The organism is Luteimonas sp. e5 (assembly GCF_054031035.1).
Genome location: NZ_JBSTRX010000001.1, coordinates 828,010 through 841,431 on the forward strand (window position 1 = coordinate 828,010; position 13,422 = coordinate 841,431).

The 13,422-nt window shown below is 63.7% G+C and carries 17 protein-coding genes; 5 read left to right on the forward strand and 12 right to left on the reverse strand.

What is annotated here, in order from left to right; genetic code table 11:
- Positions 1-17 precede the first annotated feature (17 nt).
- Positions 18-1,976 (reverse strand): phage terminase large subunit family protein, encoded by a 1,959-nt coding sequence (locus ACW11F_RS03875; protein ID WP_120966982.1) that lies wholly within the window; start codon positions 1,974-1,976, stop codon positions 18-20.
- Complete coding sequence (locus ACW11F_RS03880) at positions 1,976-2,524, reverse strand: elements of external origin (protein ID WP_120966981.1); 549 nt, start codon at positions 2,522-2,524, stop codon at positions 1,976-1,978. Before ACW11F_RS03880 ends, ACW11F_RS03875 begins: the two co-directional genes overlap by 1 nt.
- Positions 2,525-2,641: 117 nt before the next feature.
- Between ACW11F_RS03880 and ACW11F_RS03885 the strand changes: the two genes are divergently transcribed.
- From ACW11F_RS03885 to ACW11F_RS03905, 5 genes are all read left to right on the forward strand, one after another.
- Positions 2,642-2,839: a DUF6900 domain-containing protein gene (locus tag ACW11F_RS03885; protein WP_055451284.1), complete on the forward strand. Its 198-nt coding sequence runs from the start codon at positions 2,642-2,644 to the stop codon at positions 2,837-2,839.
- 31 nt (positions 2,840-2,870) lie between these two features.
- The gene (locus tag ACW11F_RS03890; protein ID WP_456995575.1) at positions 2,871-3,497 is read left to right on the forward strand and encodes a DUF3489 domain-containing protein; all 627 of its coding nucleotides are present in this window, start codon (positions 2,871-2,873) and stop codon (positions 3,495-3,497) included.
- A 98-nt stretch (positions 3,498-3,595) separates the two neighbouring features.
- On the forward strand, positions 3,596-3,955 hold the full coding sequence (locus ACW11F_RS03895; RefSeq protein WP_055451282.1) for a hypothetical protein: 360 nt from the start codon (positions 3,596-3,598) through the stop codon (positions 3,953-3,955).
- 97 nt (positions 3,956-4,052) lie between these two features.
- A complete protein-coding gene (locus ACW11F_RS03900; RefSeq protein WP_456995576.1) occupies positions 4,053-4,415 on the forward strand; it encodes a hypothetical protein in 363 nt (120 codons plus the stop codon).
- Complete coding sequence (locus ACW11F_RS03905; RefSeq protein WP_055451280.1) at positions 4,415-4,654, forward strand: hypothetical protein; 240 nt, start codon at positions 4,415-4,417, stop codon at positions 4,652-4,654. The genes ACW11F_RS03900 and ACW11F_RS03905 overlap by 1 nt, the downstream gene beginning before the upstream one ends.
- Here the strand turns inward: ACW11F_RS03905 and ACW11F_RS03910 are convergent.
- The 10 genes from ACW11F_RS03910 to ACW11F_RS03955 all read right to left on the reverse strand — a co-directional run bounded on the left by ACW11F_RS03910 (position 4,599) and on the right by ACW11F_RS03955 (position 13,417).
- Positions 4,599-5,840: a site-specific DNA-methyltransferase gene (locus tag ACW11F_RS03910; RefSeq protein WP_120966978.1), complete on the reverse strand. Its 1,242-nt coding sequence runs from the start codon at positions 5,838-5,840 to the stop codon at positions 4,599-4,601. The genes ACW11F_RS03905 and ACW11F_RS03910 overlap by 56 nt on opposite strands.
- A complete protein-coding gene (locus tag ACW11F_RS03915; RefSeq protein WP_456995577.1) occupies positions 5,837-7,246 on the reverse strand; it encodes a site-specific DNA-methyltransferase in 1,410 nt (469 codons plus the stop codon). The genes ACW11F_RS03910 and ACW11F_RS03915 overlap by 4 nt, the downstream gene beginning before the upstream one ends.
- A gap of 318 nt (positions 7,247-7,564) precedes the next feature.
- On the reverse strand, positions 7,565-7,981 hold the full coding sequence (locus ACW11F_RS03920; RefSeq protein ID WP_120966976.1) for a DUF6362 family protein: 417 nt from the start codon (positions 7,979-7,981) through the stop codon (positions 7,565-7,567).
- Positions 7,974-8,177 (reverse strand): hypothetical protein, encoded by a 204-nt coding sequence (locus ACW11F_RS03925; RefSeq protein WP_009238689.1) that lies wholly within the window; start codon positions 8,175-8,177, stop codon positions 7,974-7,976. The genes ACW11F_RS03920 and ACW11F_RS03925 overlap by 8 nt, the downstream gene beginning before the upstream one ends.
- 1 nt (position 8,178) lies before the next feature.
- Entirely contained in the window at positions 8,179-8,655 is a 477-nt protein-coding gene (locus ACW11F_RS03930; RefSeq protein WP_456995578.1) for a crossover junction endodeoxyribonuclease RuvC, read from the reverse strand.
- Between the two features lie 140 nt (positions 8,656-8,795).
- Complete coding sequence (locus ACW11F_RS03935) at positions 8,796-11,096, reverse strand: phage/plasmid primase, P4 family (RefSeq protein WP_456995579.1); 2,301 nt, start codon at positions 11,094-11,096, stop codon at positions 8,796-8,798.
- The gene (locus ACW11F_RS03940; RefSeq protein ID WP_120966973.1) at positions 11,093-11,338 is read right to left on the reverse strand and encodes a hypothetical protein; all 246 of its coding nucleotides are present in this window, start codon (positions 11,336-11,338) and stop codon (positions 11,093-11,095) included. The genes ACW11F_RS03935 and ACW11F_RS03940 overlap by 4 nt, the downstream gene beginning before the upstream one ends.
- Entirely contained in the window at positions 11,335-12,069 is a 735-nt protein-coding gene (locus ACW11F_RS03945) for a hypothetical protein (RefSeq protein ID WP_120966972.1), read from the reverse strand. Before ACW11F_RS03945 ends, ACW11F_RS03940 begins: the two co-directional genes overlap by 4 nt.
- Positions 12,066-12,566, reverse strand: a complete 501-nt coding sequence (locus tag ACW11F_RS03950) for a DUF6511 domain-containing protein (RefSeq protein WP_456995580.1) — start codon at positions 12,564-12,566, stop codon at positions 12,066-12,068. Before ACW11F_RS03950 ends, ACW11F_RS03945 begins: the two co-directional genes overlap by 4 nt.
- Positions 12,563-13,417: a P63C domain-containing protein gene (locus ACW11F_RS03955; RefSeq protein WP_120966970.1), complete on the reverse strand. Its 855-nt coding sequence runs from the start codon at positions 13,415-13,417 to the stop codon at positions 12,563-12,565. The genes ACW11F_RS03950 and ACW11F_RS03955 overlap by 4 nt, the downstream gene beginning before the upstream one ends.
- Between the last annotated feature and the right edge of the window lie 5 nt (positions 13,418-13,422).

Consider the following 13,422-nt stretch of genomic DNA (forward strand, 5'->3'; position numbering starts at 1 on the left):
AAAATCTCCTTTGAAGGTCAGGACAGCCAGCGGCTCTTGATGACGCGCCGACGTGGGGTGGTGCCAGAAACAGCGAGGCCACCGCGTTGGGTGGCCTCGTTGCTTGATTCGATTGGTTGTTCTGGAGGTGACGGACTTGCCAACCCCAGTTGTCGCTCCAGTTCCCGCCAGTGGCGTTCCTCGAAACGATCCAGTCCCGCCGCCGAAGCGGCCGCGCGGGCGTAGACGTAACAGTCGAGCGCCTCATTGCGCTCGCGCATCTTTTGCCACTCGCGCACCGGAAAGCCGTTGCGGTCGCGGCGGGTGATCAACTGCTCGGCGCAGAGCTGCTGGATGAACTCGGCGTCGATCTTGGGCAGGTGGACGAACCCGGCTGGAAACACCGTGGTCAGCCCGTCCTCGCCGACATCCGCGCTCTTGCGCAGGTTGTTGTAGAACTCCAGCTTGGCGATGCCACCGGCGACCGAGAACACCTTGATGCCCCGGCGCAGCTTCTTGCCGCCCTGTGAGACATCGATGGCGGTTGGCGTGCCGATCAGCGCCGCGCCACGAGCCACGCCCTTGACCGCCATCACGCGTGGATCGCGGCAGGCCCGCACAAAGGCATAGGCCTCCTGCGTGGCAAAGCCGGTGTCCAGCGCAAAGCGCGCCAGCGGCATCGATGCGCCCGAGGCGTGCGTCCAGTTCTCGGCCACCATTTCAGCGAGGCGTTTCCATACCGTGTCGCGGGCGGTGTCGCCCATCAGCACCCGGTGCTCGACCAACCAGGATTCCTTGCCGCGCCCGAAGGCCCAGACCGACGCCTCGATGCGATCCTTCTGCACGTCGGCTGCGCCCACCAGCAGTAATCCGCCCGGTGGCACGGAGCCAATCCGGTAATCCTCGCGGCGCTCGACCAGCCGTTGCCAGTCCGGTGCTTCGCCTTCCTCGACCCAAGACTCGCCCAATTCGGTGTTCTTGAAGGTTTTGATGGCAGCCGCCGAGCCGGATTCCTTGCTGACTGCGCTCTCCCACGCAGCGGCAATCTCGCGCCAAGCACGCCAGCCCACCGGGCTGTACAGCGACGACAGGTGAAACCCCGCCGTCTTTCCCTGGCCATCGGTGATCATCGCCCGCCACTCACCGTGCTCCAGCATCCAGGTCTTGTGGTGCTCGGCAATCGCGGTATCGCACGACTCGCAGATGTAGGCGGCGGTTTCCGGTTGGCCCTTGTCCCAACGCAGCTGCTCGAAGCGCAGCCACTGCCGATGCGAGCAATGTGGGCACGGCACGAAGTACCGGCGCTGATCGCTGGCTTCGTACTCGCGCTCGATGGCGCTTGCGCCCGAGATCGTCGGCGTCGAGACGATGAAAATCTTGCGTCGCGCGAAGGTGCGCGTGCGCGCCTCGGCCAGCGAGATCGCGTCGCCTTCACCCTCGACGTCCAGCGGGTAGCCGTCGACCTCGTCGAGAAACAGGTAGCGCACCGGCATCGAGCGCAGTCCGACCGCGCTGTTGGCCCCGGTCATCACCAGCACGCCACCCCTGAACTCCTTGGCCAGGATGGTGTTGCCGGAATCCCGGCTGCGCGCCGGTGCAATCAGTTCAGCCAGTGCGGACGACTCCTCAATCAGCGGATCGATGCGCTGCTTGGAGTTGCGCTTAGCCATCTCCACTGTCGGCCACACCGCCATCATTGGCCCGGGTGCGTGATGGATCACATAGCCGATCCAGTTTGATCCCATCTCGGTCGCGCCAAGCTGTGCCGCTTTCATGAACACCACGCGCTCGACCGGCGAGGTCGGCGACAGGCAATCCATGATTGCTTTCAGGTAAGGCGTGCGGCTGGTGCGCCAGCGACCCGGTTCGGCAGAGGCTTTGCTGGAGAGCATCCGGTGGCGATCTGACCATTCGGACACGGTGAGCAGCGGGTCGGGAGTCAGTCCTTCGCGCCACGCGCGTTCAATCTCGGCAGCGCCTTCGTAGTCCATGTCCATCAATCCACCCTCGGGCGCATCTCGCCCAGTTCCTGCAGGTGCTCACGCACCGCCGCCTCCAAGGCGATGTGCATCGTGTGGGGATCGACGCCGAGCTTGGCTGCCATTTGTGCCGAGATGCGTGCGGGCCAGTTCAGCCACGCATCGCGTTCGGAGCGCGCCAGCTTGAAAACATGGGCGATGGCCTGTGGCCGATCCACCAGCTCGCCCTTGAGGCGGGCCAGACGCACCTTGTTGGTTTGCGCCTTGACCACTTCGTTGACCGTCCGCGCTTGGAGCAAGGACGTGCCACCTGCTGCGGATGTTGCCAATGAGGCTGCTTGCCCGTCTCCTGTGGCCCCGCTGGATTCCTGGACGGCGACCTTGACGGCGCGGGTGGCCGTTCCGTTGCGCGGCGCATCGGAATTGCGTGCCCATTCCCGGTCGACGCGCTCGGCATCAATCGTTCCGTCTGCCTCCGGTGTGACGCGCCCCGCAGCGATGGCCTTGCGCACCGCCGCATCGGACACCCCTCGGTGGCGTGCGTAGGCACGAATCGAAATACCCATATTTCCCCTTCGGGGCACCTTCAATCATTTGTTCGTCATTCCTGCGGATTGAGCTTGGCTTCCATCTGGAACAGCGCGTTCATACGTTCGTCATCAACACCATGAAAGGACACGGACATGAGCAAGCTCGAACAACTCCTGACCCAGATCGCGCAAAACAAGCTGGGCATCGAAACCCTGGAAACCCGCCGCTCGGACAGCCTCGATTTCCACGATGTGGCGGTCTGGTGCCTACGCGATGCGCTTGAAGCCGCCTTCAACGCGGGTCTCGAGCAGGGGCGCAATGCCAACCCGTCAGACAAGGCCAACACCTGATTGCGAAGCGAAGAAGCCAAGCAGAAAGCGCTTGGCTTCACTTGAGAACAGCGCGTTCATCACATCACCGTCCACCACATCGAAGGAGCAAAACATGACCACCACTCAACTGACCCCTGCCCAGCAAGCGATCCTGGCCCACGCGGTTGAACACACCAGCGGCAAGATCGACTGGTTCCCCGACAACATCAAAGGCGGCGCACGCAAGAAGGTGCTCGACGGACTTTTCAACCGCGCACTGATCACCACCGATGGCACCGACTGGCTTGTCGCTGCGGAGGGCTACGACGCCCTGGGCATTTCGCGTCCCGACGTGAACAGGAAGGGCATCGGTCAGTTCGAAGCCAATCTCGACCGGATCATCGCCAACGCTGAAGGCGCGCCTGCGGCCGCGAGCGATCCCGAACTGGAAGCGGCCGTAACCGCCGCCGAAGCCACGTGGGTCAAGCCGCGTACCCGCGAGAACAGCAAGCAGGCCGAAGTGATCCGGATGCTGCAACGCCCCGAGGGCGCAACCATCGACCAGATCTGCACCGCCACCGGTTGGCAGGCGCACACGGTGCGCGGCACCTTCGCCGGAGCCTTCAAGAAAAAACTTGGCCTGACCATCGTGTCGGACAAACCGCAGGGCGGTGAGCGGGTGTACCGCATCACCTGAAAAGATGGCGAGAGGAGCCATGAATAGCTTGGCTTCTCTCCCCACCAGCGCGTTCATACAGATGTCGTGATTGACGACGCCATACCAGGAAAACCGCCATGAGCACCATGACCATCACCATCGAACGCACCCCACGCACTCTGCAGTTCGCAGGCCAAAGCCTCCAGGTCGAAGAGTTGAGCATCCGCCTGCCGTTTGCACGCAAACCTGCCGACCTCGGCGAACTGGGCGGGAGCGACCAGCACAAGGTCTACGTCACCGAGACCAAGGAGCTCACCCCTGCCGAATTCGACGCCTTTGGGCTCAGCCTGCTGGTTTCACGCGACTGGCTGCGTGGCAAGGGTGGCGGCACTGGCGACGGCTACCTCTGCGTCGAGGTCACTGCTCCCGGACGTCCTTACCTCTACGTCAATCCCGAGGGCGGTGATTACGCCCGCTACGTAGCCCGTCTCGGGTAAGCAAAATTGATCGAGAAAGAAGCCAGGAACAGCTTGGCTTCTCAATCGAACAGCGCGTTACTACAGGTGTCGCAACGATCAACCCGGAGAAGACATCATGACCACCAACCAGATCCCCACCACCCAGAACGAAGCCTGGGGTTTTTGGGGCACGATGAACGAACACGCCAGCGCCGCATGGCCCCTGGCCATGAACGCCATTTCGGACGCCACCCACCAGCCCCTCGAATCGGTGCGGACCTTCCTCGACAGTCGCCACGGACGCCACTTTGCCGACGACGTCCAGAACGGCTTGTACCAAGGCCAAGCCTTGCAGGATGCGATCAACGCCGCCACCCAACGTTGGATGGGCTGGACGATTGGCCGCCAGACCAGTAAGCAGTACGGCACCCCGCGCGGCCTGCCTTACCTGACAGGCTTTGTGATCCACTGCGAAATCTGCGAAGAGATGGCTGCCTGATGAAAGCGCTCGCCACCGAACGGGAGCAGGCACTGCGTTGGCTGATTGCCAACCGGCGTCCAGACATCTCCATCGAGCAGGCTGTGCGCGTCATGTGCATGGCACTGCCGCGCGATCTCACCACCCTGCAAATCCTACGGCGCATCGCCGAGGAAGAAGAGGCCAAGCAGCCCGGCCAGCCATTCAACTGGCGCACAATTCCTGGTCTGCTGCCTCGCGGACAGCCGTCTGGCCGGTGAAGTCCTCCCACCGGCGCACGATCACATCCACGTACTTTGGATCGAGTTCGATCAGCCGCGCGACGCGCCCCGACTTTTCGGCCGCAATCAACGTTGTGCCAGAACCACCGAACGGATCGAGCACCACGTTACCCGGGCGGCTCGAATTGCGGATGGCTCGCTCGACCAGCTCCACCGGCTTCATCGTCGGATGTAGATCGTTCTTCTGCGGCTTCTTGATAGCCCACACATCGCCCTGATCGCGGTCGCCACACCAGTGGCGTTGCGCGCCCTCGGGCCAACCGTACAGGATCGGCTCGTACTGGCGCTGGTAGTCGGCGCGGCCCAGCGTGAAGGTGTTCTTGGCCCAGATGATGAAGGTCGACCACTTGCCACCGGCTGCGCGGAAGGCGGCCTGCAGCACATCCAGTTCGCTGGAAGACATCGCCACGTAGATACCGCCCCGGCAATGCGCCACGGTGGGCGTCAATGCCGCCAGCAGGAAGTCGTAGAACCCGTCGCCCAGGTTGTCGTTGAGGATCGCGCGATCCTTGCCGCGCATCTTGTCCTTGGCGCTGTTGGCGTAGTTCACGTTGTACGGCGGATCGGTGAACACCATGTCCACCGGCGAGCCCTGCAGCAAAACGTCGTAGCTCTCGGCCACGGTCGAGTCGCCGCACAGTAGGCGGTGCGACCCCATGATCCAGACATCACCCGGGCGGGAGATCGGCGTCTCACCAACCTCCGGCACCGCATCCTCGTCGCTCTGGCCATCGTTGTCCGGCTCATCGCCCGCCATCAGTTCGGCCAGCGCATCGACATCGAAGCCGGTGAGCGACACGTCGAAGTCATCGTCCTGCAGGGTTGCAATCTCGATGCGCAGCATGGCGTCGTCCCAGCCCGCGTTCTCGGCGATGCGGTTGTCCGCGATCACCAGCGCCCGGCGCTGCGTGGCGCTCAGATGGTCGAGCACGACCACCGGCACCACATCCAACCCGAGTTTCTGAGCGGCGGCGAGCCGCCCGTGTCCGGCGACGATGATGCCGTCGCTACCGGCCAGGATCGGATTGGTGAATCCAAACTCGGCAATCGATGCTGCAATCTGCGCCACCTGATCATCCGAGTGGGTGCGGGCGTTGCGAGCATAGGGCAGCAGTTTGGCTGTCGGCCATTGCTCGATCTTGTCGGCAAACCACGAGGCGTTCATTGCGCAGCCTCCGTGGTGACCAGACGGTCGTCGGCCACGTCGTCGAAGGACTGACCCGTGGCCAGCAAAGTGACAGGCACACCGGGGTGGTTCTGCTGGAAGCGTTTGATGGCGACGTCCACGTACTCCGGTGCGATCTCGACTGTGCGGCAGACGCGACCAGTGCGCTGCGCGGCCAGCATCGTCGTACCGCTGCCGCCGAAAGGTTCGAACACGAGGTCGCCCGTGTCCGTATAGGCCTCGATCACGAACTCCGGCAGCGCTACCGGGAACACGGCGGGGTGGTCGATGTCCTGACCGATCTTGCCCTTGTGGCGCATCACGCGGATCACCGAGTCTGGAATCCGTGTGTCCTGCGTCGGCTGGCCCTTGTGTGTCCAGCCGCCGACTTCACCGTCCTTGCCACGCATCGCCGTGGACGAGCCATCGGCGCGCAGATGCGATTCCAGCCCCGCGTGCTTGCAGGGCACGATCTTGTTGGGTTTGAGGCTGGCGCGGTTGAAGTGAAAAACAAACTCGAAGCTCGGAGCCAGTCGCCCTTGCCAGTCGCCGGGCATCCCCGGCCCCTGATCCCAGACGTACCACGCGAAGCGCCGCCAGCCTTGGGTGCGCATCCAGTCGAGCCAGCCATCCCAATACGCGATGACTTCGTTGTCGCGATGGATCAGCCCGAGGTTGACCAGTACCTGGCCGTCGTCGGCCATCGGCACAAGGCCGAACACGCCGCGCATCAGGCCATCCCAATCCTTGACGCCGCCGGAGGTGTAGTCGCGCTGGTTGCCGTAAGGCGGTGAGGTGAAGCAGAGCCGTGCCGCGTCGCCTTGCATCAGCGTGGCGACGACGGACGAATCAGTAGCATCGCCGCAGATCAGGCGGTGCTGACCAATGGCCCAGACATCGCCGATGCGCGACACCGGGACGACCGGCGCATCGGGCACGTCATCAGTAGTGTCCGTGTCGTCTGCATCCTGCCCCTGGTCTGCGTCATCGGAAACCACGCCGTCTGCGAGCAATGCATCGATCTCGGCATCCTCGAATCCCGTCAGAGCAAGGTCGTACCCAGCCTCGGACAACTCGGCCAGCTCCAACGCCAGCAGTTCCTCATTCCAACCCGCGTCGAGCGCCAGCCGGTTATCGGAGATGACGTAGGCGCGCTTCTGCGTCGGCGACAGATGGGCCAGTTCGATGATCGGCACCTGATCCAGACCCAGCTTGCGCGCGGCGGCCAGACGACCATGACCCGCGATGATCCCGTTGTCGCCGTCCACCAGTACCGGGTTCGTCCAGCCGTACTCGACGATGCTGGCGGCGATCTTGGCCACCTGAGCCTCGGTATGCGTGCGCGGATTGCGGGCGTAGGGAATCAGCGCCTCGACCTTGCGGTACTCGACGTTGAGTGTGTTCAAAATTGGCGTCCCAGAAATGGAAAACCCGCCGACGGAAAACCGTGGGCGGGTTGGTGTGGTTGGTGCGAACTGACGGGGTGCGAACTGCGAACCGTGCGAACCTTGGTTCGCACCCTGACGCTAAAAAAGCGTCGCGCTGTCGCCCCCCGCATTGGGTTTTGGCCAGGAAGGACCCCTTTTGCCTTGGGCCACTTCCTCAACCGTCACCGCTGTCCAGAAGATAGCTGAAATACTACGCCTGACCGGGGTGATTTGTTGCAGCCTCGGCCAGCGTCAAAAGGGACAAACGCAGGAAACGAAGGACAAACGCGGCAAGCATTACCCTGCTTGGCCTACGATTTTGGAAGGCGCACGGATGCCTTCGCTGTTGAGCTTCTCGGCCACGATTTCCAGCGCCCGCTGCCAGCGACGCCACGCCGTCGTGCGGTCGCAGGCAAAGCGGATCGTGATGTCTCGCCAGCCGTAGCGCTTGGCGCGCATCCACACAAGGTGGCGCTGCTCGATCTCCAACCACTGCACCCACTTCATAGTCTCCAGCATCCGGTCGATGGCGTCGGGTGTCGGTGGGAACGGTCGATAGACGTGCTCGTCGGCTGCGAACGTCTCCCACTCCTTGCGCACGATGACAGGCCACGTGTTGAAGTAGCCCTGCACACGCACAGGGGGCAGGCGTCGTCCGGTGCTGGCGGCCTCCTCGAAGCGGGCCGCCACATCCTCAATCGTCCATTCAGCCATGACGAGCCCCTCCGTACAAACGTTCGCCAATGCGGCGCACGATCTCTCGCTCGATGAAGTCCAGACGTTCATCGGATGCGTTGACCACCAGGATGTGCTGATCACGCCAGCCACGTTCCTTGATGGCGTCCAGATCGGTGGCCTGGGGTTGCAGCCGCCCGAGGGGGCAGCGGTACTGGGGTGTGGGAACTTTCACGTCACACCTCCTGGACGTCGTCGTGATGCTGGATCGCCCAGTGCAGCAGCGCCAGGGCATCGGCCTCGTTGTCGTCGACAGGCGCGTGCCCGCGCGCGGTGACAGAAGCGATCACATCGTCCTTGCCAGCGTTGCCCTTGCCCGTGGCGTGCTTCTTGATTGTGCCGACGGGCACGCCTTGGTACGGGATCTGGTGGTGTTCGCACCAGGCGGTGAGCGTGGCAAGGAAACCGCCGTAGGCGTGGGCAGCATCGGTCGAGACGTGGCGACGTACCTCCTCGAAGTGCAGGTAGTCGATGCCGCTGGTGACGGCCTTCAGTTCGGTGAGCCAGCGTTTGAAGCGCAGGAAGCGCATTCCGCCGCCTTCGAAGCGCTGCGGCCGGAAGCTCTCGGAGCCGCTCGTGATATGGCCGTCGCTGCCGCGCAGTGCCCAGCCGGTGGTGGTGCCCAGATCGAGGGCGAGGATGCTCGTGGTCATGGTGTCAGTCCTTATCCGGTGCAGATCTGACGCAGCTGACACTTCGTGACGAAACTCCCCATGAGGCGCGCGCACACGCGCACGCGTAGGAGTTACGACAAACTGCGTCAGCTGCGTCAGACCGCGTGGTTTTCATGGGGTCAGTCGTCCGCGTAAGGGGTGTAGGCAGGGGTCGGTGGGTGCTTGAGGCCAATGCCCTGAAACCCGCGCACGCCCATTCCGTTGCGCCATTTGTCCAACCCGCGCGTGATGAGCAGATCGGAAAAGCGGCGTTGTGCGCCGACAAACTCGCCAGCGGCTTCCGCCCACTGTTTCCAGTCGTTGAACAACTCGGCGGTCAGCGACTTAGCGTTGGCCTCGCGCACGCAGCGCTCATCGAGCCAGCGGCCCAGGGCGTCCTCGGCTTCGAAATACTCCTCGGTGGCGTCCACCACGCGCTGCGGTGGAGAGAGTCGTCCGTGGCGCTGCCAGTCGAGACAGCCCTGCACGGCCCACGCGAGGATGCCGTCACGTTCGGCCTGGAGCTTCTGTTGCAGGTTCTTGTCGCGGCGCTCGGGCGGCACGGTGATCGTGAAAGGGATCAGGTGCAGCCTGCGTTTCATCGCCTCGTCGATATTGCGAATGGCGGGCTTGTGGTTGCCCGCCACGAACAACTTGAACTGCGGGAAGAACTCGAAGAAGTCCTGGCGCATGAAGCGCGCTGAGATCTTGTCGCCACCGGTGAGGTTCTTGAGCTTGGACTCGGCCCAACGTTTTCCCTGTTCAGTTTCGATGGCCGCCACGAAGCGCGCGCCGCGCAGTGCCGCCATATCGGTCGGGTGCCGGTCGGTGCGCGTTTCCATGAACGTGTCCATCGGCGCGTTGGTCGCGTAATCACCCAGGATGGTGGCCAGCGTGTTGACGAACACCGACTTGCCGTTAGCGCCTGTGCCGTACAGGAAAAACAGCGCGTGCTCTTGCGTCGACCCGGTCAGCGCGTAACCGACCATCCGTTGCAGGTAGGACTGCAGCTCCTTGTCGCCACCAGTGACCTCGTCGATGAACTGCCTCCAGGTCGGGCAGTCGCCGCTGGGCGTGGCTGTGGTGATCTTGGTCATCCGGTCGGCGCGCTCGTGCGGGCGCATCCGGCCTGTCTTGAGATCGACCACACCGCCTGGCGTGTTGAGCAGCCACGGATCTGCATCCCATTCGTCGGTGGTGGCCGCGTGCCTGCGGTCAGCGCGCGCCAGGCGTTCCACACCGCCGACCGTTCCTGCGCTGGCCAATTTGGCAGCAACCTTGGGGTTGTCGGCGCGCACAGCCGTCTGGCGGCAGACGCTACGGATCAAGTCCGTGGCCGCCAGCGTATCCTCGGTGCGCCAGCGTTGCCCGTCCCACACCAGCCACTTTCCCCAGCCAGCCACGTAGCGCCAGTCGCGGTGGTAGCGGCGCGTGAAGGACAGCGCCAGCGCGTCCTCCGTACCCCAGACGGATTCGTCGCTGCTGACGACCGGATCAACGTCATCGGCCACGTCGTGCATCTGCAAACGTGGGCCGTGGGTGAGGAAGGTGGCGACATCGAAGCCCTCGGCGATGGCGTCCGCCACGTCCCAGCCCTCGGCGGCTTCTTCGGGCGGATAGAGGACGCGGCAGGATTTGGCTCCCGCCGACAAGATCGCCTGTGCCGCCTGCGTGGCGTACTCCCAGCCCGGTTTGTCGCGGTCGGGCCAGATCAGCACAGCCTTGCCGGACAGCGGTGACCAGTCGGTTTTATCGACCGGAGCGTTCGCCCCGTGCATTGCCGTGGTGGCCACGATGCCCGCGTCGATCAGGGCCTGCGCGCATTTCTCGCCCTCGACCAGCACCACCTGCGCGGCACTGGTCATCCCTGGCTGGTTGTAGAGCGGACGCGGGTCGGGCGGTGCCATCTTGCGCCGCTTGGCATCCCAGGGCCGGAACTGCTTCTTCTGCCCGGGCGGGTCATAGCGGTAGACAACGGCGATGAGATGGCCTTGGGCGTCGAGATAGTCCCACTTCGCGGTGGCGGGGCCGAGTTCGTCGACCGGCACGTCCTTCTTGCTGGCCTTGCGTACTGGTGCGGAACGCGAGCGTCCGAGCAGATCGGCTGCGGCGTCGAGCACGCGCGGAAAGTCGTTCAGCACGTCGATACCAAGGTGCGCGGCGATCAGTGCATAGATGTCGCCGCCATCGCCAGTGGCTCGATCCGTCCACAGTCCGGCCTTCTCGCCATCGAGCACCACCTCGAGGCTGTCGCCGGGACTGCCCAGCACGTCGCCGATCAGGAACTTGCCCCGGCGCTTCTTGCCCTCAGGAAACAAGGTGATCAGAACGGATTCAAGACGCGCGAGCAGTTCAGCACGCAGTTCTTCGCGTTCGGCATCGCTGAGGGTGCGGCGGTTGGGGTCGGGCAGTGGCGCGACGTCGTTGAAGTCGAGAGTCATTCGGCCTCCTCACCATCGGCGTTACCGGTGCGCCCTTGCGCGGCGGTGCTGCGGGCTGCCCACGCAGACAGTTCGGATGGCCGATAGCGCACCAGACCGCCCATCAGGTAGTGGGGAATCTTGTACTTGCTGCGCATCTGCGGGTCGGCGAACCAGTAGTACGGCAGGCGTAGTGCGGCAGCGGCCTGCTTGGCGTCGATCATTGGTTCGACACATCCGATGAATTGCGTGTCGTTGCTCATGTCGTCCTCCAGCAGCGGTCTTGCCAAGCGCACATCCGGCATTCGAAGTGGGTCGAGTCGTGGAAGGCGCGTGGTAGCAGTTCGCCTGCCTCGGTCGCCGTGATGACCTTCACCGCCCGATCCGACATGCGCTGGGCAAGCGCCGCGTCAAATGGCACGAGCTCGGTGTAGATCTCCATCGTGTCGGCGTTGAGCGCCGTGAAGATCGCCGGGTGCTCGTGCAGTTCGAGATAGGCTTGGTAGATCGCCACTTGCGCGGCGTAGATGGGCTTGGAGATGGCCAAGCCCTTTTTCTCAAGGTCGCTCCAGGACTTGTTGCCAAGGCACTTGCATTCCCAGAGCGCGGGGTAAGCGAAGCCCTCCGGACCCCCTACAATGACGCCGTCGACGTGGCCCTGCAGGCGACCATCGGCCACCGAGAATCCGAACTGCTCGCCGTCGGCCTTTCGGGTGCGCAGGTCAAAACCTGCGTCCCGAAGCCACGTGACCATGCAGTCCTCCATGACGTGGCCACGCTCGAAGATGCGCAGCATCCGGCCCGGAATATCCCGTCCGTAGTCGATAGGCGCCTTGGCGTACTCGAACTGCAGCGCGCGCTCGCAGGCCACGCCGAGACGCGAGGCCCCGAGGTACTGGCGCTCGGACTGCTGGGCGCGAGCCCTGTGCATCCCCGCGTCGACCAGCGCAGTGATCTGACCCGAGATGCTTGAAGTGGAGTTGAAGTCCATCATGGCTTCTTCCCCTTCGGCTCTTCCCAGGGCAGGTCGTCCTCCAGATCCGCGAACGGATTGGCGACGTCGGGTGCCAGCGGATCGGGTGCAGGGGTCATCCCCCGCACCGGCGGGTACTTGGTAGCCTCGTGGTGCGCGACCATCGCGTCCGACCAGCAGGTGACGATGGCATCGATCACCCGCAGGGCCTCGGTTTCTGAGTAGTAGCCCAGCGGCTTGGTGAAACCGATCTCGCCCGCTGCCTCACCGAAGGCTTTGAGGCAATGGCGCATTGCGGCCAGTTCGACATCAGACGGATCGATCATGGCGACCTCCATCTTGTCGATGCGACCTTCCTTGGCCCGTTGCCAGTTGCCGTACAGCGCGTGAAACGCCTCCTGGCAGCGACGCGAACAGAACACCCAGTCGATGGGGTAACGCCGGGGATCGCCCACACCGTGGCGGTTGTCGGTGTGGCCGTAGCCCCGAGCCTGTCGTTTGCAGACCCAGCATTTCACGCCCCCTCCTCGAGTTCATCGAGCAGCAGGCCCAACTGCAGGGCAGCGCCAGCAAAGGCGGCCTCGCAGCGGCGCTTGAAGTCGGGATAGCTCATCGAACTGCGCGCAATCGCCGTGACCGCGTGAATCTGCGATTCCAAATGCGCGAGTCCCTGATCGGACAGCCACTGGTGGTGCTTCTGCGAGATGCCCTTGCGATTGCGGATCTCGCCCAGCAAGTCTTCTGGCAGCACCGGCCCGTAGACCCAGCGCAGTGTGATCTGGCCGACGACGTGCGGAGGGTTCTGGTCGTGGCCCTGGTACTTCCAGCCGAACAACCGATAGATGGCGCGGTAGTAGTCCGGGTGGAAACGGCGCTCCCACGATGCGCAGGACTGGCGCAGCAACTTGGAGATCAGCTCCTGCAGCGCATCCGGTGCGCGGTGGTGCTGGTAGCCAGTGGCCTCGTCGATCAGCGCGACCTCGCCGGTGGTAGCCAGCGCCCGCATGATCTTCATGCAGTTGGGGACGATGCCCCGCCGTGCTTTGTGCAGCGTGCCGTCGATGGCGGCGTTGACGACCGCCGATGCGACGTCGGCAATGATGCCGGCGGGGAAGAACTGAGCCTTTTGGCCCGACGGCAGCAGAATTGTCGCCTCTTGTTTATTCAATGATGACAATGAGTTAGGCGCGATTTCCCGCAGAAAACCGGCAAAACGGTCACCCCTTTGGCGCTCGGCAAAACCCAGCAACTTCATGAGCTGGCGACGGACATAGCCGCGCTCGCCGCCATTCAGGACGACGGCCTCGCATTGCAGGTCGCCGAATCGCACAACGCCGTAGTGGCTGGCAGTGAGGATGGATGCATTCATGGCGA